Below are 19,553 nucleotides of genomic sequence, written 5' to 3'. Positions count from 1 at the left end.
GCGCTTATGCCTCTCCCAACTTCACCATCTTCGGCCGGCCGATCAGGACGCCGGCGGCGCTCTGTATGGCGAGTATCACCAGCAGGAAGATCAGCGAAAAATGCCAGCTGCCGCTCAGGCCATGCAGGGCACCGAAAAGCAACGGCCCGCAGGCGGCGAGCAGATAGCCGAGGCTCTGTGACATGCCCGAGAGCATCGCGGCGTGCTGGGGCGCGCGCGTGCGCATCACGATCATTGTCAGCGCAAAGCTGAAACTCCCGCCCTGGCCCGCGCCGAGCAGCACCGCCACCAGCAGTGGCGCCGTGGTGGGGGCCAGCAAAAGCCCTATTAGCGCGGCGCCGATCAGTAGGCAGAGCGTGAGCACCAGCAGGCTGTGGTGGTTGAGTCGAGAGGCGAGGCGGGCAACGAGATAGCTCGCGGGAATGCTGGTGAGATTGATCAGCGACAGCATCAGGCCCGCGGTCGCCGTGGAGACACCTGCATCGATGGCCACCGCTGGCACCCAGGTCTGCAGCGTATAGAAACTGAGCGACTGCGCGCCCATGAAGATCGTCAGCGTCCACGCGACCGGGCTCTTGAACAGCCGCGACATCGGCGGGCGTTGTGGCGTGTTCTCGCCCGGTGCGATCGCGCGCAGCGCCAGTCGCCACCACAGGATCGCGGAGCCGACCCCCATCGCCGCCCACAGCCAGATCGGCGTCGACCAGCTGCCGGAAAGATGCATCAACGGTATCGCCGTGCCCGCGCTGATCGTCGCGCCGACGCCCATCATCACCGTGTAGAGCCCCATCGTGCGGCCGAGTCGATCGCCGCGGTCGCGCTTGACCAGACTCGGCATGAACACGTTGCCGAAGGCGATGCCAAGTCCCGCGCAGAGCGTGCCAGCGAGCATGACCGCTAGACTCTCCACGCCGCGCAATAAACCGCCGAAGGCCACCAGGGTGATGGCAAAGGCGATCGCGCGGTCGAGGCCGAAGCGGTCTGCGAATCCTGGCGCCAGTGGTGAGAGCAAACCAAAGCAGAGAATCATCCCGGTGGTGAAGAGACTCGCCGTGCCGGCGCCGATGGAGAGCGTCGACATGATCGGCTCGAGCACCGGCCCGATCACCACGATCGGTGCGCGCAGATTGACCGCCGCGAGCCCGAAGGCGAGGAGCCAGAGCCAGGCGGGCAGAGACGGAGACTGACGTCCGGGAGAAGAGTGCAGCGATTGCGACACGGAAATAGACCCTCGACGAATGGGGCGGCATCTTAGCATTTCCCGCCGTTCAGGCGGACTGCGCCATTGATCGAATGGTCAAGTCGTTCGGAGCCATTGTCGCGGCCAGCGAGCCATGATCCGAGAAGAATATTTGCGAATGTAAAGTGATCGTTTTACACTCGTCATCAATCACCGTGGAGGTGGCGAGATGCATGACAGTCACGAAACCCGCGCAAGACTGCTCGACAGCGCCGAGAAGCTCTTCGATCGTTACGGCTTTACCGCGACCGGCATGGACCGTTTGACGACTGCGGCAGGACTGTCCAGTCGCACGCTATACAAGCACGTGGGCAGCAAGAATCGTTTGATGGCCGCGGTGCTGGACGCGCGCGACCGGCGCTTCATGCGATCACTGAGGGTCGCCAGTGTCGATGGTCTCTTTGACGCGTTGGCGCGCTGGTTCGAGTCCGAGGAAGCGCGTGGCTGCCTGTTTCTTCGTAGCTGGGGTGAAACCGGCGGCGAGGTACCGGAGGTCGCCGAAGCGATGACTCGCCACAAGCAACGTCTTGCTGAGCGGATCGACGAGATCGTCGAAGCGGAAATCGGCCGCCGCGACGAAGCGCTTGCCGAAGAGGTTCTGATTCTGTTCGAGGGCGCGACCCATGCGGCCGCCTATCGTGGCGAAACGGCGATCCCGGCGGCCAGACGCGCTGCGCGCCGCTTGATCGAAGGCAGACGCGCCAGCGGTTGATGGCGCCTCGAGATCAACCCCTGAAATTCTAATGCCGATGTGATCCGGCCATCCGGCAATGCCGGAGGATGTTTCACGACTATAGGTAAAACGACCATTTTACATGTCGGCTATCGTTCCCACACGACCGTGGCAATGAAGATTCAATGCGAGGAGCCAAAAACATGATTCGTAACGAGATACGACTCGCCGTCGCTGGCACCATGCTGATCGGTGTGACCTACGGCCTGGCGCGTTTTGCCTTCGGCCTGTATCTACCCGGCATTCGCGATGACGTAGGGTTGAGTTCGGCGATGGCCGGCATTATCGGCAGCAGCGCCTATGCCGGCTACTGCGTGTCGATTCTGGCTAGTGCCCTGCTGGTGGAACGCTTCGGCGCGCGCTGCGTGGCGGTGGCGGCCGCCTTGGTCGCGGCTGCGGGCATGACGATGATCGCCGCCAGCATGCAGCCGATCTGGTTGCTGGCGGGCGTCTTGCTGGCGGGTGCGAGTACTGGACTGGCATCGCCGCCGATGGCGGAGGCGGTCGCCCGATGGGTACCGGCGTCCCGCCAGGGGCGCGTGAATACCGTCATCAACGCCGGTACCAGCGTCGGCGTTGCGGTTTCGGGGCCGGTGGCATTTCTCGCCACCGGGCAGTGGCGGATCGCTTACGCGGCTTTTGCCGTGGCCGCGATCTTCAATGCAGTATTACTGTTTTGCAGTCTGCCGCGCGCCTCACGGGAGGTCGACGCCCGCGAAGATCAGGATCAGACGAACGCCAATGGACGTGGAAAGTTGTGTCGCCCGTTGGCGTTGCGGCTCGCGCTGGTCACGGTGGGCATGGGTTTCGCTAGCGCGGCCTACTGGACATTTTCCAGTGAAGCGCTGGTCAACCTGGGTCATTTCAACCAGTCGATGGCCAACATCGTCTGGATATTGATTGGTGTCGCCGGCCTTGCCGGGGCCGTTGCCGGGGACCTCATCTCGCGACTGGGTATCGATGGCGTCAATCGCGGATCGCTGGCGGCACTGGCGCTTTCTCTCGTGCTACTGGCGCTGCTGCCCACCAGCCTGCCTGCGGTATTGATCTCGGCGGTTCTTTTCGGTGCGGCCTACATCATGTTGACCGGCGTTTACCTGGTCTGGGGTATCCGCCTCTACTGGGATCGTCCGGGGGTGGGTATCGGTCTGCCTTTTCTGATGATCGCGGTGGGCCAGGTCATCGGTTCCCCGCTTGCTGGTTACCTGATCGGATCACAAGGCTACGCGCTCTGCTTCACCGTCTTTGCGCTGGTCGCTCTCTTCACCGGGGTGGTCGGCTACCGAGACGCCTCGCAGGCTGCCGAAGAGAGACAGCACCGCGACAGCGATGCTCTCCATGAAGCACGGCAGCGGCAGGTGGCGGCGCTCGAGAATCTTTACATGCCGGCGATGCCGCCACTGGATCTGTTGGCGTGGGCTGGCAATGTCATCAGGCGTGTTGTCGGGAGGCGGCGTCAGCCGCGTTGAACACGAGGCGCCCGCAGCAGCGTGCGGTTACCTCGTCGTTCAGCAAGCATCGGTCAGCATCGCCTCGACGACGCTCGCGTTCTGCAAAAGCGCAATATCCTCGCCCTGTGGGCGGGAGAGCATCAGGCCGACTGGCAGTGTGGCACCCGGCGCAGTGTAGGGCAGCGAGATCGAAGTGGCATCGAGGTAGTTGAAAACGCTGGTGTTACGCAGCGCCAACCGATTGGCGCGCTGGAAGGCCGCTGGATCGTTTTCGAGCTCGGCCCGCTTCGGCGGCAGCATGGCGACGGTCGGGAGCAGCACGGCATCGAAGCCAGCCATCTCCTTGGCGAACCGCTGTTGCCAGCCGGCTCGGGGCCAAAGGCGCTGCAGATAATCGGTGGCAGTGGCGTGGCGACCGCCGTTCAGGCGCTCGGCGATCATCGGATCGTAGTCCGCCCCGGCGCGACCGAGCTGATCATGATGCAGTGCCGCCGCCTCGGGCACGACCAATCCCCCTTGTCGATTGATCGCCAGTGCGCCGTCGACGGCGTCGAGGGTCAGTCGCTCGATATGGCAGCCGGCCGCCTCGAGTTGAGACACGGCGGTTTCGAAACCCTCTCGGACTTCCGCATCCAGCTCTTCGTGTAGCCCTCCTGCGGGTATCGCCAGCCGCAGCGGCCGCGGTGCCGGATCGAGCGTCGGCATCGGTCGAGCTGCCAGCACGGACCAGAGTTCGGCGCAGCAGGCGACGCTGGGGGCGATCGGGCCGACGCAGTCGAGACTCGGCGAGAGCGGATAGGCGCCTTCACCGGGTACGGAGGCCTGACTCGGCTTGAAGCCGGTCAGTCCGCAGAAGGCGGCGGGAATACGCAGACTGCCGCCGGTATCGCTGCCCAGCGTGGCGGCGGCCAGACCGAAGGCGACCGAGGCAGCGCCGCCGGAGGTCGAGCCGCCGGTGATGCGTTCGGGATCGAACGGGTTGGGCGGCGTCCCATGATGGAGATTGAGTCCGAGACCCGAGAACGCGAACTCGCTCATGTTGGTGCGCCCGGTCAATATCGCGCCGGCCTGGCGCAGCCGCGCGACCGCCGGCGCGTCGCTGGTTGCGGCGGGTGCGTCGGCGAGCACCTTCGACGCGGCGCGCGTGACTTCGCCGCGCACGTCGAACAGATCCTTGATGCTGATCGGCAGCCCGGCGAGTGGCGTCGAGGCCTCGCCCGCGGCGGCGACCCCGCCGAGCTGGGCCTGCAGGCGTCTGAGCACGAGCTCGATGAAGCAGCGATCGACGATCTCCGGATTGGCCTCGGCGCGTGCCAGCAGACTCTCCACGATCTCGTCCGGACCGAATTCATGACGGGCGATCGCCTTCCGCCAGTCGGCCAGGCGGCGCGCTGCGACAGGCCTTTTCCAGAAGTCAGCGGCTGCATCGAAGCGGTTCACTGGGCGACCTCGAGTTCGACAATCGTGTAGCGGTGTTCGATCTCACGGTTCAGCACCGGATCGCGCAGCCGCATCGAGAAAGACGGACTCGGCCGGATGCCGCCGATGGCCGGAACGGTACCGCACAGCAGCAGGACATTGGGCTTCAGCGTGCCATCCTGCTTGAGCGCGGTCGGCAATTTGGCGACCAGGGTATCGATCTCGAGCAGTTCGGCGAGCGTGCCTTTCTGGTAGGTGACCGTCTCGCCGTTCTCTTCGATCTCGCTCTCGAGAATGAGTGAATCCCAGTGATTGCGCACCTCCTCCAGCAGCCAGGCAGTGGACGCGATCGGTTTGGCGCAGAGCTGCTTGGACTCGGCCACGCCGACGGCTTCGAGCTTACGGTCGGTGTGATCGGAGGCGATGGTGATCCATGGGCGCCCCTCGGCATCGCTGATCAGGCACACCTCGACCTCGCCGGAGCCGTCTCCGCCGAGCATTTCGACGCTCTCGGCTTGGGTCAGCAGCTGCGCGCTGGCTCGGTAGTAAAGCGGCACGCTGGAGGGCGGTTTGACGCCGAGCTCGGCCAGCTCGTCGATATGGTGTTGAACGCCTGCCTGATCGCGGCCTGCCCAGCCGGCGATCGCGAGGCTTTCCGGCGTGACGGTGAGCGCGCCCTGCGGGGTATCGAAAGTCAGCATGTGCGGTTCCTGAGTTGTCGTTGGGTCAGCGTCTGGCGTCGTTTCATTGGTGAAATGGACGATGGCTTACAGAGAGTTCGGCAGCCACAGCGCGATGCCGGGGAACAGGATCAACAGTACGGCCATCACTAGCATGGCGGCGATGAACGGCAGCGTACCGGTAACCACATCCGAGAACGGCTTGCCGCGCCGGGATGCCTGCACGATGTAGAGGTTGAGGCCGACGGGCGGCGTGATCAGCGCCATCTCGACGAACAGAATCATCACCACACCGAACCACACCTTGTCGAAGCCGGCGGCGAACAGCAGCGGGGCGATGATCGGTAGTGTGATCACCATCATCGACAGCGTCTCGATGAAGAAACCGAGAATCACCAGCAGTGCCAGCACGCAGAGCAACAGGGCCATCGGCGATAGGTCCAGCTGCGTCAGCAGTTGCGTGAGCTGGTTGGAGAGGCCGGCCGAGGCGAGCGCGAAGTTGAGAAACGAGGCGGCCAGCATGATGAAAAGAATCATCGAGGTGGTGCGCACGGTGTTGTCGAGCGCTTCGGTCAACATGCGCCAGTCCAGGCGCCGGTTGAACGCGGCGAGAACCAGAGCGACCACCACGCCGATCGCGGCGGCTTCGGTGGGTGTGGCCCAGCCGGTGTAGATCGAGCCGACGATGGCGATGAACAGAATCAGCAGTGGCAACAGGAATTTCAGATGGCGCAGGCGCTCCGGCCAGCTCGAGTGGCTGCGCGGACCGCCGAGCGACGGCTTGAAGACGCAGAACAGGATCGCTGTCAGCATGAACAGGCCGGTCAATGCCAGCCCCGGCAACAGACCGGCCACGAACAGTTTGGGAATCGAGGTCTCGGTCAGAAATCCATAGACGATCAGGTTGATCGACGGCGGAATCAAAATGCCCAGGGTGCCGCCGGCGGCAATGCTGCCGCAGAAGAGCTTCGGGTGATAGCCGAGCTTGTCACCCTGGGGTAGAGCGACCGTGGAGATGGTCGCGGCGGTCGCGACCGAAGAGCCCGAGGTCGCCGAGAACAGCATCGACGTCATCACGTTGGCGTGCAGAAGCCCGCCGGGTAGCCAGGAGAGCCAGTGGTCCATGGCGCGATACGCGCGTTCGGCGATACCGGCACGCACGATGATCTCGCCCATCAATACGAACAGCGGAATGGCGATGAGCAAAAAGGAGTCTGCCGCCGACCACAGGTTCTGGCCGAGCGCCCGCATCAGCGGGAAAAACGAGAAGAATTGATCGATGCCGAAAGCGAGCAGGAACAGCACGATGGCGACCGGAATGCCGGTCAGCAGCAGCGCCAGAATCCCGATGGAGAGATAGGCAAGCATCAGGACTTTCCTCCTGGCGTGATGTTGTCGGTCTCGCTGGCCTTGAGATCGGCTGCTTCGAGCTGGTCGGCATCGTGCCCCATGCCGATCAGTGTGCGAATGGTTGCACTGTCACGTCCGATGGCAGCCAGCAGTGCGCGAATTGCCAGCACCGCCGCCGATAGCGCGAACCAGGTGTAGCCGAGCACCCAGACCAGCTGCGGTATCCATAGCGGCGTCGACAGCGGCGTATTGGCCGTGGTGTGGTTGGAAAGTGATCCCGAGAATACCGGCCAGGCGTAAATGACGATCATCCAGCCGACCAGATTGACGGCGAGTATCGAGAGCAGATCGAGCGCTGCACGTGCAGCCATCGGGAGCTTCGAGTAGCCGACGTCGATGCGGATATGGGCCCGTTCGACCAGCGTGTGCGAAAGGCCCCAGGAAGAGAGAATGGCCAGCACGTAGCCGGCGTACTCCTGCACGCCTTCGAAGGAGTGACTCAGCAGTTTGCGACTGACCACTTCCACGATGACCATGACCACGACGGCTAGCAGCAGCAGGCCGATAAGTCGAGCGGCCCAGCGCGACACAAGTCGGACGGCGCGCACGAGCGCATCGACCGGAGAAATCAGAGCGAGCATATTGAATACCTGGCGGCAGGAGGAGAGCGGGCACTGTGGTGCCCGCTCTCTTTGGCGCATTTACTTGACGATCGGTAGCGCGACGAGAGGCGCGACGTTCTCGTTCCAGAGCGAGATCGTCTCGTCGTCGATACGCGAAGCCCAGCTTGGCAGTACGGCGTCGACCAGCGCCTGATGGGCGCGCTCGCGATCGGCGTCGGTGACATCGACCAGTGTCATGTCGCCCGGCTTGCCGTGCTCGCACTCGCCCTTGCCGGTCAGGCAGGCGATGCCCTGCTGCTCATCCTTGGCCAGGTTATTCCACACCGGATCGATGAAGCCGGGTTCGATCTGGTCCTCGATGGTCTGCTTCGTCTCGTCGTCGAGCGAGTTCCAGGTGTCGTTGCTGACGGCGGTGATGACCGTGTCCCAGCCGCCGATGGGCAGCGGCAGCAGATAATCGGCGACGTCCTGCCAGCCGGAGTTGTAGCCGGAAAGCGAGCCGGTCACGGCGCAATCGATTACGCCGCGCTCCAGCGCGCCGGGCACTTCGTTGAAGGCCATGACGGTGCTCTGGGCGCCGACCGCAGAAAGAAATTCCGCCGTGGTACGGCCGCTGGCGCGAACCTTCTTGCCCTGCAGATCGCCGAGGCCCTCGATCGGCGTGTTGCAGAAAACGACCTGCGGCGTATTGGGCGCGATCGCCAGCACGTGCGCATTGTAGTGGGACTGCATCGTCTTCTCGGCGATCGGCATGAACGCCTCGCTGACCTCACGGGCCTTCTTGGGGTCGGTGGTCATCATCGGCAGGTCGAGGCCTTCCAGCGCGGGCGCCTCGCCGCCGACGTAGTCGGAGAAGGTCATGCCAACGTTGAACAGGCCGTTCTTGAGGTAGGTGAAGACATCGCTGCCTTCGATACCCATCTGATCGAACGTGGTCATCTGGACCTGGATCTTGCCGTCGCTCGCCTCGGGCAGTGTCTTGGTCCAGAACGGCTTCTCGAAGTTCTTGTGCAGAGACACCGCGCTCCAGGTGCCGACGACGTTGAGGCTGGTATCGGCAGTGGCGCTCTGCGCCATTCCGGCAGCCAGAGCAGTCAGGGTGAGGCCAAGTAGTGTCTTTTTCATGGGAGTCTCGCTTGTTGAGGTTGTTTTACGAGTCTTCGGCAGGGCGCGAGCAGCGTGGGCGCCGCAATGTCGTCGCTACCGATACTTCAGTCGATGATTGGGGATGTCCGTGATCAGCATGTGACCCGGCGCGTGCGCCATGGCGAAGGGTAACTTCGCATTCATCAGTGCGATCTGCGGCGTCACGCCGCAGGCCCAGAACACCGGAATATCGCCGGCTTCCATCACTGGTGCGTCGCCGAAATCCGGCTTGTGGATATCGTCGATGCCGATCAGCTCCGGTCGCGCCAGATGTAGCGGTGCGCCGTGAACGCTCGGCATGTCGGTGGTGATCTGTACGGCGCGGATGGCATCGGCCGGCGACATGGCGCGCATCGAGACGACGTAGCTGCCGTGGAACGGACCGGCCGGGATGAGCGGAATGCTGGTGCGGTACATCGGCACGATGGTGCGCGCGGCCATGTGGCGCACCGGCACGCCCTCGGCGATCAGTGGCTCCTCGAACGAGAACGAGCAGCCGATCGAGAAGGTGATCAGATCGTCGCGCCAGCGCGAGACCAGATCGCCGGGCTCGTCGACCAGCTCGCCGTGCTCGTAGACACGATAGCGGGGCACGTCGGTCCGCAGGTCGATCGCCTCCCCCAGCGCCTGGGGATGAAAGCTGCCGGGTTCGCTGACGTCCAGCACCGGGCAGGCGGCGCGGTTGGCCATGCAGAAACGCAGGAAGTCGGCGGCATAGCTTTCCGGAATGATGACCAGATTGGCCTGCGCGTAGCCGTTGGCGATGCCGGTGGTCGTGGTGGGCCAGTCGCCGCGGCGAATGGCGGCGCGCGCGTCGGCCGGGGAGACGTTGGCGTCGAGAGTGGACATGTTGTCGATCCTGATTGTCGTTGTCGTGGCGGTCTCGGCCGCTGGGCCGAGGCAAGCCTTATGCCGTCAACGCTATGGCTTCACGCCACATCAATCCAATCGATTTTTATGATCCCTGTTCATCGGCAAAACCTTTCACCATCGGGTCTCTTGGCTAACGCTTTCTTCGTCAAGCATGTTCGCGCTGATCGCGTTGGCCGAGTTCGATCGCCAGATCGATGACGCCATCCGCCAGCGCCTTGTCGATGTGCTGCGGCCAGGAGGCAGCGAAGTCGAGCCGTGGGAGATCGCAGGGCAGGGTGATGAGCTCGCCGCGTTCGATCTCTGCCTCGACGATGCGAGGCGGGATGGCGCCGACACCGATGCCATCCAGCGCCAGGCGCACGATGGTCCAGACGGAGCCGGAACAGTGCAGCTTGATGCGCTCCAGTCGCTGCTGATGCAGGAGCGACTGCAACTCCCGGTAGGGCCGGCTGTCGCTGGCGAAGGTGATCAGCGGCGTGCCGCTGCGCTCCAGCGCTGCCAGCGAGAAGGTGGCGGGGTCGAACGCCAGTCGCGGATTGACGATCAGCCCGGTCGGGTAGTGGCACAGTGGGCGACTGAGAATGTCTTGGGCATCGACCGGACCGAGCGTGAAGGCCATGTCGATCTGACGGTTGAGCAGCCGGTTGGCAAGCCCCGGTGTGCCGTCCACCTCGAGCTGTAGCGTCATGTCGGGAAAGCGGTTGGCGAGTTCGGCAATGAACGCGGGCAGCCAGCTGTGGGCGATGGTCTCGACCACGCCGAGGCGCAGCACGCCCTGGAAGGGGTTGTTGGCCTCGAGCATCGCCATCGCTTCCTGGCGCGTCTCCAGCATGTGTTGCGCGTGGCGATAGAACTGCCGTCCCTTCGGCGTTGGCTGGATCGGGCGTTGGGCGCGATCCAGCAGCGGTCCGCCCACGCTGTCTTCCAGTCGGGCAATGCGATCGGAGATCGACGGCTGCGTCAGATGCAGATGCTGAGCGGCGAGGCGAAAGGAGCCAAGCCGCACGATCCAGACGAAGGCTTCGATTTCTTTGAAGTCGAACATGGTGATCTCTCGGCGGTCGGCGTGAGCGTCGCTGCGCGTCGGAATGCGGCGAGTATGTCACATCGCGGACGCAACCCGCGCTGCGAGCGGGTGACCGAGGCGGACGCCGGCCGCTACACTGGCCTCATCCCCGACGCCGGTTTCGCCGAATCGCTTCACAAGAGCTCGCCGTGCCGGCGGGGTGTCATTCGACCGTGACGCCCGCTGTAAACCGCCCGCGAGCCATGGCGCTCGGCGCGTCGCCAACGCGCCCTGGCCGCAACGATGCATTGCCTGCCGTCGGTCCCCCAGTCCGGCGGCAGCCAGAACGATATCCGCACGATATGAGGAGCGCCCGATGAGCCAGCAGGACTTCCCCGACGACCCGAATTCAGGCAATTCGCCATCCGAGAACACCGATCACCGCCGACGTCACTCGGCGAAGGTCGTCGACGGGCCCGGCAAGGCGGCCAGCCGCGCCATGCTGCGCGCGGTCGGATTCAACGACGACGACTTCAAGAAACCGCAGATCGGCATTGCCTCGACCTGGAGTCGGGTCACGCCCTGCAACAGCCACATCAACGTGCTGGCGGATGCGGCTAGCGACGGTGCGGATGCGGCGGGCGGCAAGGGTGTGGTGTTCAACACCATCACCATCTCCGACGGTATCGCCAACGGCACCGAAGGCATGAAGTACTCGATGGCTTCGCGCGAGATCATCGCCGACTCCATCGAGGCCGTGGTTGGCTGCGAAGGGTTCGATGGCGTGGTGGCGATCGGCGGCTGCGACAAGAACATGCCCGGTTGCATGATCGGCCTGGCACGATTGAACCGCCCTGGGCTCTTCGTCTACGGCGGCACGATCCAGCCGGGGGCGGGGCATACCGATATCGTCTCGGTCTTCGAGGCAATGGGCGCCTACTCCCAGGGCAACAAGTCGCTGATCGAGGTCAAGCAGATCGAGGAGACCGCCATTCCGGGGCCGGGCTCCTGCGGTGGCATGTATACCGCCAATACCATGGCCTCCGCCATCGAGGCGATGGGCATGAGTCTGCCCAACTCCTCCGCGCAGGAAGCCGTCTCGCAGACCAAGCATGACGATAGCCGTGCGGCCGGCGAGGCGGTGCTCGAGCTGCTGGAGCTGGATATCAAGCCGTCGGACATCATGACCCGCGAGGCGTTCGAGAACGCCATCACCGTGGTGATCGCCCTCGGCGGCTCGACCAACGCGGTGCTGCACCTGCTGGCGATCGCCAACACCATCGGGGTCGAGCTCTCGCTCGACGATTTCACCGAGATCGGCAAGCGTGTGCCGGTGCTGGCCGATGTGCGCCCGAGCGGCCACTACATGATGAGCGAGCTGGTCGCCATCGGCGGAATTCAGCCATTGATGAAGATCCTGCTCGATGCCGGGCTGCTGCACGGCGACTGCCTCACCGTCACCGGCAAAACGTTGGCCGAGAATCTGGCTGACGTGACGCCGTATCCGATGGATCAGCAGATCATCAAGCCGCTGGATAACCCGGTCAAAACGAGCAGTCACTTGCGCATTCTCTACGGCAACCTGGCCCCTGAGGGTGCGGTCGCCAAGATCACCGGCAAGGAGGGGACGCGCTTCACCGGCCGCGCGCGGGTCTACAACTCGGAGGAGGAAGCCCAGGCGCGTATCAACGACCTGACGGTCGTCGCTGGCGACGTGATCGTGATCCGCTACGAAGGTCCGAAGGGCGGGCCCGGCATGCGGGAAATGCTCACCCCGACGTCGGCCATCATGGGGCGCGGACTGGGTGACAAGGTGGCGCTGATCACCGATGGGCGCTTTTCCGGTGGCAGCCACGGCTTCGTGGTGGGCCATATCACGCCGGAAGCCTTCGTCGGCGGTCCGATCGGGCTGGTCGAGGATGGCGATGAAATCACCATCGACGCCGAGAACGACATCATGACCGTGCATATCGACGACGCCGAAATGCAGCGCCGTCGCGCTGCCTGGAAACGCCCGGCGCCGCGCTACACCCGCGGCACCCTGGCGAAATACGCCAAGACGGTCAGTTCGGCTTCGAAGGGCGCGGTCACGGATCTGCCGGAAGCGCTGAGTGACGAGATCGACTGACGCGGCATATCGACGTGATCGGGATTGACTACACTTTGTTGGCGGCGTGCTGGATCGGATGATTCGGCACGCCGCTGAACAAGGAAGTTTTCAACTCGGAGGTGATTGATGTTGTCGATATCCATGAAGCGAAGCGTGATGGGGCTGGCTTTCGGTGCGCTGCTAATGTCCGGTGCTGCTCAGGCGCAGGACAAAGTGAGCGACGAGCCGCTGATCCACAAGAAAAGCGGCGACATGGTCACGGGACAGGACCCTGCGAGTGAAACCCGCGTTCAGCGGGAAGGGGCGCCGCCGCTGGCCAAGCAGTGTCATGAGCTGGCGGTCGAGGAGAGCGATGAAGGCGACGAGATTGCCGATAACAGCATCATCGAAACCAACGCTTTCGACTATGAAGAGAACAGCGACAGCGATGAGCCGTTCACGCTGCGCGTCGACCTGCTGGCGAGCGGCAACGCGATGTACAACCTGACCTGCGAGGTCGACAACGAGGGTAACGTCACGTTCAAGGACGCCGAGATGTCCTCGACGGCCAAGTCGCACCCGGGCGGTGCCTGAATGAAGCGCAAGATCGATTTGGCGGTAGACCGGCTCGAGCGATGACGCCAACGCCGGAAATCATCGAGACCGCAGCGCCCGTGGGCGTCATCTCCGATACCCACGGGCTCTTGCGAGACGAGGCGCTGGCGCTATTAGCTGACTGCTCTCCGATTCTGCATCTAGGCGATGTCGGTGACCCGGCCATTCTCGATCGCTTGGGCGAAATGGCGCCCCTCTATGCCATTCGCGGCAATGTCGATCGTGAGGGTGGCTGCGCGACGCTGCCGGCCATCCGTCTGCTGTCGATCGATGGCCATCGCTGCCAGCTCATTCACGACATCGCCGATGTCGACGACGCGATGGACTGCGAATGCGTCCTGCACGGCCACTCGCACAAGCCGCGCAACGAGTGGCAGACGCTCGGCGACCGGCAGCGACTGCTGTTGAACCCCGGCGCAGCCGGCAAACGGCGGTTTCGGCTGCCGATCACGCTTGGCAAGCTTTGGTGCGATGGGCGAGGCCTTCGCGGTGCGATCATCCATCTGCCGCTGGCGTAAATCTGGCGTATAGGACGAAGGACCACGCGATCAGCCCTCTTCGGGCGTTACGCGAATCAGCGCGCCGTCGCTGGCATCGGTCAATAGCCACAGCGCACCCTCCGGCCCGGTATCGACATCCCGCACGCGCCCAAGCGATTCCAGCATCCGCTGCTCGCCCGCGACGCGGTCGCCGTCGAGCGTCAGCCGCACCACACCGCCGGGCGAGAGCGAGGCGATGAGAATATCGCCCTGCCAGTCGGGGAATCGCTCTCCGTGGTAAAAGGTCATGTCGCCCGGGGCAATGACCGGGTCCCAGTAATAGACCGGCTGTTCCATGCCCGACTGGGCAGTGATGCCGTCACCGATGGGGGCGCCGCTGTAGTCCTCACCGTAGGTGATCACCGGCCAGCCGTAGTTCTTGCCAGCGGCGGGAACGTTGAGTTCATCTCCACCGCGCGGACCGTGTTCGATGGTCCATAGCCTGCCGCTCTCCGACTGCCAGGCAGCCCCCTGGATATTGCGATGGCCGTAGGACCAGACCGCCGGTGCGCCGTCACTGCCGTTGGCAAAGGGGTTGTCCTCGGGCGTGCTGCCATCCTCGAGTACTCTCACCACCTTGCCCAGATAGCTGTCGGTCTGCTGAGCCAGCTGGCGAGGCTCGGTCAACGAGCGCTCGCCGAGCGTCACGTAGAGCCGGCCCGCGTCGTCCCAGACCAGGCGGGAGCCGAAGTGCTTGGTCGACACCCAGGCGGGTGTCTGCCGGAAAATCACCTCGACGTCTTCCAAGCGCGAATGATCCTGGCTCAGCACGCCGCGGGCCACGCTGGTACCGTTGGCGCCGTCGCCCCTCGCCTCGGCGTAGGAGAGGTAGACGCGGCGATTGTCGGCGAAGTCCGGGTGAAGCGAGACGTCCAGTAGCCCACCCTGGCCGCGGGCATCCACGGTGGGCACCCCCGCGACGGGATCCGACAGCGTGCCGGCCGCGAGATCCACGGCGCGGAGCCGCCCGGGGCGCTCGGTCACCAGCGCCGTATCGCTATCGAGAAACGCAAGCCCCCACGGATGATCCAGTCCTTCGGCGATGGGTGTGATCTCCAGCGCCGGCGGTTCGCCTAGCGAAGGCGCCCGGGTCTGGCCCTCGAAGGCGGGTGTCTGGTCGGTGGCGTTGGGCGGTGGGGTCGGCACGGGCTCATTGGCGGTGTGCTGAGCCAGGGCATCGAGGCTGAAACCGAGCAGCAAGGCCGTACTGGAAGACGTCATCAAGGTACGAAGCATGGCGGGCATCCTGTCGCGTTGAGAGAAACATCGACGATATTCACTGTAGCAGCTTGGTCAGCCTCGAAACTGAGGTGCAGATTAAGCTCGACCGCAGTGGCGGCGCGTCACAAAAACCCACCATAAGATTGTCGACAAACACGATCTCGTGATCGTTAAGCTGCTATCATCAGGCTTTTATCGGAGCCCCGCCTTGCCCCCTGATCCTGCCTCTTCCCGCCCCGTGCTCCCGACTTGGGCGCGCTGGCTGCTGCTTGCTCTGGCCTGCATTCTCGCCAATCGTCTACTCGACGCGGTTCATATGCCGGCCGGTGGTTTCATCGGACCGATGGCCGTGGCGATCACCTACGGCGTGACGATCGGCGGCCTGAAGCTGCCGCGAGTCTGCTTCAAGCTGAGCCAGGGCACGATCGGGGTGCTGATCGCGCAGACGCTGACGATGTCGGTGCTGCTGGAGATTCTCGACACCTGGCCGGTGATGCTGCTGGCGACGGCCATCACGCTGCTGTTGAGCCTGATCGTCGGCATCGGGCTGGTCCGCTACGGTGGGCTGCCCGGTACCACGGCAGCATGGGGGACGACGCCAGGCGCGGCGGCGGCGATGGTGGCGATGGCTGAAGAGAGCGATGCCGATCCGCGTATCGTTGCTGCCATGCAGTACGTTCGCGTGGTGTGCGTCGTGCTCGTCGGTGCGCTGGTCAGCCACTACCTGGGCGTGACGGATTCCGGCGAGAGTCATCACGCCGTCGGCCTGCCACATACACTGGGCGAAGGCGGCCAACTGATGGCCACGCTCGGCATCATCGTCGCGGGCGTGTGGCTCTTCGATCGTCGACTGCCGGCGGGGGCTCTGCTGGGGCCGGTGGTGCTCGGTACGGTGCTGCATCTCACCGGCGTGGTGGAGATCAGGCTGCCGCAGCCGCTGCTCGAGCTCGCCTACGGCATCATCGGTACCTACGTCGGTCTGCGCTTCGATCGTGAGACCGTGCATAACATTGCCCGCGCGCTGAGCAAGATGATTCTGGCGTCGCTGCTGCTCATCGCCATGTGCGCCGTTTCCGGCTGGCTGATCACGCTACTTATCCACACCCGATTCATCACGGCTTACCTGGGGACAAGCCCAGGCGGGCTAGACTCGATGACGATCATCGCCATCGATACCCATGCCGATGTCGGGCTCGTCGTCGCGCTGCAGACGATGCGACTGTTTACCGTGATTCTGGTCGGGCCGGGGATGGCCAGGCTGGTGGCACGCTTCGCCAGGCCCGCTTCGGCGTCGTAAACGGACAGGCGGGGGCGCGCCGTTCAAACGCGCGGGTGATTGAAGTCCGTCGAACGCGGATCTCAGCCGAGCTGCCACTGCCAGCGCAGTCGACCGAAGTGCGAGCCGGGCGGTTTTACCGGTGTGCCACTGCGAACCCGGCTGACCCAGGCCTGACGGGTATCGTAGCGAATCAGGTAGACAGTCTCGCCATCGCGCAACGGTGGATTGGCGGGGTCGATCAGTACCGCCTCGAACCAGCGCGACAGGTGAAAGACCTGCAGCGTGCCGTTGACGGGATGAGAGGTTACCTGTACCGCGGCCTCGGTGCGAGGCTGCGGCCGGGCGGTCTGGAAAACGGGTAGACGAGACGATGGCAGCGCACCGAGAACCCAGTCAGGCAGCGTGAACGACTGGCGGTGAGCGATCGCCGCCAGCAGCAGGAGCAAAGCAGAGAGTTCCGGCGTCCAGTCGGGGTGCATGGGCAGCAGCGTGCATGCCGATAGCGCCAAGCCCAGGATCAGTGTCGAGCGCTGATCTGGCAATCGTCGATAAATCAGGAGCAGCGCGCAGAGCCCGATGCCGAGCGCGATCTCCTCCTGGGAATGATGAAGCCATTGATCCATAACTTGCCCTGCTGCGGTCTCTGCGTTATCGCGATCCGCTGCCACAGGCATCGACCGAGTGCCAAGCGTCGTGCCGTGGGCGCATCGTCTGTCGTCGCGGCGCCATCGAGGGCTGCCGTCGTCTATCACATCTTCAGCAGCATACTGACCGCTCTGGGGCCCCACTAGAGAAGAACGGTAAACAATTGCTGTCTAACGTTGCTCTCGAGAGGGATTGTCATCGGGCGCTTTCCCGTTCTCGCTCGTTTTGTTCGTTCACATGCGCTACGGGGATTGCGGTGGACGCGCGGCTGCAGTATTTGTTGAGCATCCTCGCTCGTGAGAGTCGGTAATGGCCGATCTCGCCTGATCTCGACAACTCTCTACAACAACGACAAACGCCAACCGGCGGGAGAGAAGCATGGACAAGCAAGCGGCATCCAATATCCGTTATCGCCAGGAAGACACCAGCTATTTCGACAAACGTGGTCTGAGCCGCTACGCCGGCCCCTGGTCGCTTTGGGCGCTGGGCGTCGGTGCGGTCATCTCCGGGCATTATTCCGGTTGGAATCTGGGGCTCGCCATCGGCGGCTGGGGTGGCATGGTGCTGGCGACGATCGTCATCGCCATCATGTACCTGGGTCTGACTTTCTGTATCGCGGAGATGTCACCGGCCCTGCCGCATACCGGTGCGGCGTACTCGTTCGCGCGCTCTTCCATGGGGCCCTGGGGCGGGTTCGTGACTGGGCTTTGCGAAAACGTCGAGTACATTCTCACGCCGGCGGTCATCGTATTTTTCATCGGTTCCTATCTCGGCAGCATCTTCGAGACGCCGGCCGCAATGCAGCCTGTATGGTGGATCATCGGCTACATCCTGTTCGTCGGGCTCAACATCGTCGGTGTCGAACTCTCGTTCAAAGTGACCCTGACCGTTACGCTGCTGGCGCTGGCCGTGCTGGTCGTTTTCTGGATATCGGCGCTGCCCAATATCGATTTCTCGACCTGGGCGCTCAATATTGGCCCGGGCGGCGAGGAGCTGCCGGGTGGTGGTGGTCCGTTTTTGCCGATGGGTATCGGCGGTGCGCTGGCAGCGCTGCCGTTCGCGGTCTGGCTCTTTCTCGCCATCGAGCAGCTGCCGCTGGCGGCGGAGGAGTCCGTCGATCCGAAACGTGACATGCCCAAGGGGATCATTCTCGGCATGATCACGCTGATCGTCTCGGCCTCGATGATCCTGTTTCTGAACCCTTCGGTCGTGGGTGTCGGCGCCTATGCGCTGGGGCAGAGCGGAGAGCCTTTGCTCGACGGGTTTGCGGCGATCTACGGCAGCGGTCTGGCGAAAGTGCTGGCGCTGGTGGCGATCATCGGACTGATCTCGAGCTTTCACACGATCATCTTCGCCCAGGGTCGGCAGATCTACTCGCTCTCGCGAGCCGGCTATTTCCCGACCTGGTTATCGATCACTCACGGCACGCGCAAGACGCCGCACGTGGCGATGATCGCCGGCGCCTGTCTGGGGCTCGTCATCATGCTGGTGCTGTTCGTCGGCCTCGGTGTGGACGAGGGCTCTGCGGTGATTGGTGGCACGCTGCTGAACATGGCGGTGTTCGGCGCGATGTGCTCCTATATCGCGCAGGCGGCATCCTTCATTCTGCTGCGCAAGCATCGCGCCGACATACCGCGCCCCTATCGCAGTCCGTTCGGCGTGCCGGGGGCGTGGGTGACGATCGTGATTGCGGTAGTGACATTGGGCTTTCAGTTGAGCGACCCTACTTATCGTATCGGCATTCTCGGGGTGATCGTCTGGTTCGCGATCGCTATCGCCTATTTTGCGCTGGTCGGTCGTCACCGTCTGATTCTTTCTCCGGAGGAGGAGTTCGCGATGGAGCGCCGCGAACAGGTGCAGAAGTCGACAACGGATGACGGCACGGCGGTCCCCGGGAAATCCTGAAGAGTGGAGGTGCCGGGCAACGCCAGCCGTTTCATCAACAAGGAGAGGCAATGCGTATCGGCATCCTGCAGTGCGACGACGTCGCGGCGCCACTGCGTGAAAAGCACGGCAACTATCCCGAGCAGTTCGAGCGACTGCTCACGGCGGTCGATCCAACGCTCACGTTTCGGGTCTGGCGCTGTCTGGACGATGACATACCTGAGGCGGCCGAGATCGGCGAGATCGACGGCTGGCTGATCACCGGCTCCAAACATGGGGTCAACGACGGCGATGCCTGGATCGATCATCTCTGCGCTTTCGTGCGGCGGCTATGGGAGGCGCGGTGCCCGCTGGTAGGCGTCTGTTTCGGGCATCAAGTGATTGCCAGGGCCTTGAGTGGCGAGGTGGAGCGCAGTCCGCGTGGCTGGGGCGTCGGGGTCTCCTTCAATCGGATAACCGGGCGCCAGCCGTGGATGTCGCCTTGGCAAGAGGGGCTCGACCTGCTGGTGAGTCATCAGGATCAGGTCAACGTGCTGCCGCCTGAGACCCAGGTCCTCGCCGCGAGCGATTTCTGCCCGCACTATCTGATCCAGGTCGGCGAGTGTTTCCTCGGCGTGCAGGGTCATCCCGAGTTTACCAAGGCGTACTCGGCGGACCTCATGGCGCTGCGCAGCGATGTCATGCCGGCCCATCGCGTGCGAGAGGGGCAGACCTCGCTGAATGCGGAGATAGACGGTAGCGTGATGGCGCAGTGGATGGT

18 protein-coding genes are annotated in these 19,553 nt (G+C 63.8%); 8 read left to right on the top strand and 10 right to left on the bottom strand.

Features of this window, described 5'->3' with window-relative positions:
• Positions 1-4 precede the first annotated feature (4 nt).
• Positions 5-1,219 (bottom strand): CynX/NimT family MFS transporter, encoded by a 1,215-nt coding sequence (locus IE125_RS08100; RefSeq protein ID WP_229808995.1) that lies wholly within the window; start codon positions 1,217-1,219, stop codon positions 5-7.
• A 190-nt stretch (positions 1,220-1,409) separates the two neighbouring features.
• Here IE125_RS08100 and IE125_RS08095 point away from each other — a divergent pair, with 190 nt between their 5' ends.
• Both IE125_RS08095 and IE125_RS08090 read left to right on the top strand, forming a co-directional pair.
• Positions 1,410-1,952, top strand: a complete 543-nt coding sequence (locus IE125_RS08095) for a TetR/AcrR family transcriptional regulator (protein ID WP_189444135.1) — start codon at positions 1,410-1,412, stop codon at positions 1,950-1,952.
• Between the two features lie 164 nt (positions 1,953-2,116).
• Entirely contained in the window at positions 2,117-3,442 is a 1,326-nt protein-coding gene (locus tag IE125_RS08090) for an MFS transporter (RefSeq protein ID WP_189444134.1), read from the top strand.
• Between the two features lie 39 nt (positions 3,443-3,481).
• On the opposite strand, the gene IE125_RS08085 is transcribed toward IE125_RS08090, so the two are convergent.
• From IE125_RS08085 to IE125_RS08055, 7 genes are all read right to left on the bottom strand, one after another.
• A complete protein-coding gene (locus tag IE125_RS08085) occupies positions 3,482-4,864 on the bottom strand; it encodes an amidase (RefSeq protein ID WP_189444133.1) in 1,383 nt (460 codons plus the stop codon).
• Positions 4,861-5,544 carry a DUF2848 domain-containing protein gene (locus tag IE125_RS08080; protein WP_189444132.1) on the bottom strand — a complete coding sequence of 228 codons (684 nt, stop codon included), beginning with the start codon at positions 5,542-5,544 and terminating at the stop codon, positions 4,861-4,863. The genes IE125_RS08085 and IE125_RS08080 overlap by 4 nt, the downstream gene beginning before the upstream one ends.
• A gap of 66 nt (positions 5,545-5,610) precedes the next feature.
• A complete protein-coding gene (locus IE125_RS08075; protein ID WP_189444131.1) occupies positions 5,611-6,891 on the bottom strand; it encodes a TRAP transporter large permease in 1,281 nt (426 codons plus the stop codon).
• On the bottom strand, positions 6,891-7,514 hold the full coding sequence (locus tag IE125_RS08070; RefSeq protein WP_189444130.1) for a TRAP transporter small permease subunit: 624 nt from the start codon (positions 7,512-7,514) through the stop codon (positions 6,891-6,893). Before IE125_RS08070 ends, IE125_RS08075 begins: the two co-directional genes overlap by 1 nt.
• Before the next feature lie 60 nt (positions 7,515-7,574).
• Positions 7,575-8,621 (bottom strand): TRAP transporter substrate-binding protein, encoded by a 1,047-nt coding sequence (locus tag IE125_RS08065; protein ID WP_189444129.1) that lies wholly within the window; start codon positions 8,619-8,621, stop codon positions 7,575-7,577.
• A gap of 75 nt (positions 8,622-8,696) precedes the next feature.
• The gene (locus IE125_RS08060; protein WP_189444128.1) at positions 8,697-9,491 is read right to left on the bottom strand and encodes a putative hydro-lyase; all 795 of its coding nucleotides are present in this window, start codon (positions 9,489-9,491) and stop codon (positions 8,697-8,699) included.
• Between the two features lie 169 nt (positions 9,492-9,660).
• Positions 9,661-10,560: a LysR family transcriptional regulator gene (locus IE125_RS08055; RefSeq protein ID WP_189444127.1), complete on the bottom strand. Its 900-nt coding sequence runs from the start codon at positions 10,558-10,560 to the stop codon at positions 9,661-9,663.
• A 337-nt stretch (positions 10,561-10,897) separates the two neighbouring features.
• On the opposite strand from IE125_RS08055, the gene ilvD reads away from it, so the two are divergent.
• The 3 genes from ilvD (at position 10,898) to IE125_RS08040 (ending at position 13,743) form a co-directional block, all read left to right on the top strand.
• Entirely contained in the window at positions 10,898-12,649 is a 1,752-nt protein-coding gene (gene ilvD, locus IE125_RS08050) for a dihydroxy-acid dehydratase (protein ID WP_189444126.1), read from the top strand.
• 108 nt (positions 12,650-12,757) lie between these two features.
• Complete coding sequence (locus IE125_RS08045; RefSeq protein ID WP_189444125.1) at positions 12,758-13,204, top strand: hypothetical protein; 447 nt, start codon at positions 12,758-12,760, stop codon at positions 13,202-13,204.
• A 41-nt stretch (positions 13,205-13,245) separates the two neighbouring features.
• Positions 13,246-13,743, top strand: coding sequence for a metallophosphoesterase family protein (locus IE125_RS08040; RefSeq protein WP_189444124.1), 498 nt, complete (start codon positions 13,246-13,248; stop codon positions 13,741-13,743).
• Positions 13,744-13,773: 30 nt separating this feature from the next.
• Here the strand turns inward: IE125_RS08040 and IE125_RS08035 are convergent, their stop codons facing one another.
• Positions 13,774-15,000, bottom strand: a complete 1,227-nt coding sequence (locus tag IE125_RS08035; RefSeq protein WP_229808994.1) for a PQQ-dependent sugar dehydrogenase — start codon at positions 14,998-15,000, stop codon at positions 13,774-13,776.
• A 193-nt stretch (positions 15,001-15,193) separates the two neighbouring features.
• Here IE125_RS08035 and IE125_RS08030 point away from each other — a divergent pair, with 193 nt between their 5' ends.
• On the top strand, positions 15,194-16,282 hold the full coding sequence (locus tag IE125_RS08030; protein ID WP_229808993.1) for an AbrB family transcriptional regulator: 1,089 nt from the start codon (positions 15,194-15,196) through the stop codon (positions 16,280-16,282).
• A 62-nt stretch (positions 16,283-16,344) separates the two neighbouring features.
• Here IE125_RS08030 and IE125_RS08025 read toward each other — a convergent pair whose 3' ends face one another.
• Positions 16,345-16,887, bottom strand: coding sequence for a hypothetical protein (locus tag IE125_RS08025; protein WP_189444123.1), 543 nt, complete (start codon positions 16,885-16,887; stop codon positions 16,345-16,347).
• Positions 16,888-17,287: 400 nt separating this feature from the next.
• On the opposite strand from IE125_RS08025, the gene IE125_RS08020 reads away from it, so the two are divergent.
• Positions 17,288-18,814 carry an amino acid permease gene (locus tag IE125_RS08020; RefSeq protein WP_189444122.1) on the top strand — a complete coding sequence of 509 codons (1,527 nt, stop codon included), beginning with the start codon at positions 17,288-17,290 and terminating at the stop codon, positions 18,812-18,814.
• Positions 18,815-18,864: 50 nt separating this feature from the next.
• Positions 18,865-19,553 (top strand): glutamine amidotransferase-related protein (locus tag IE125_RS08015; protein WP_189444287.1); only part of this gene is annotated, 689 nt, incomplete at its 3' end.

The organism is Salinicola rhizosphaerae (genome assembly GCF_014652715.1).
GTDB lineage: Bacteria > Pseudomonadota > Gammaproteobacteria > Pseudomonadales > Halomonadaceae > Salinicola > Salinicola rhizosphaerae.
The sequence above is the reverse complement of the archived record's forward strand: the minus strand, read 5'-3'. Positions and strand labels throughout refer to the sequence as shown.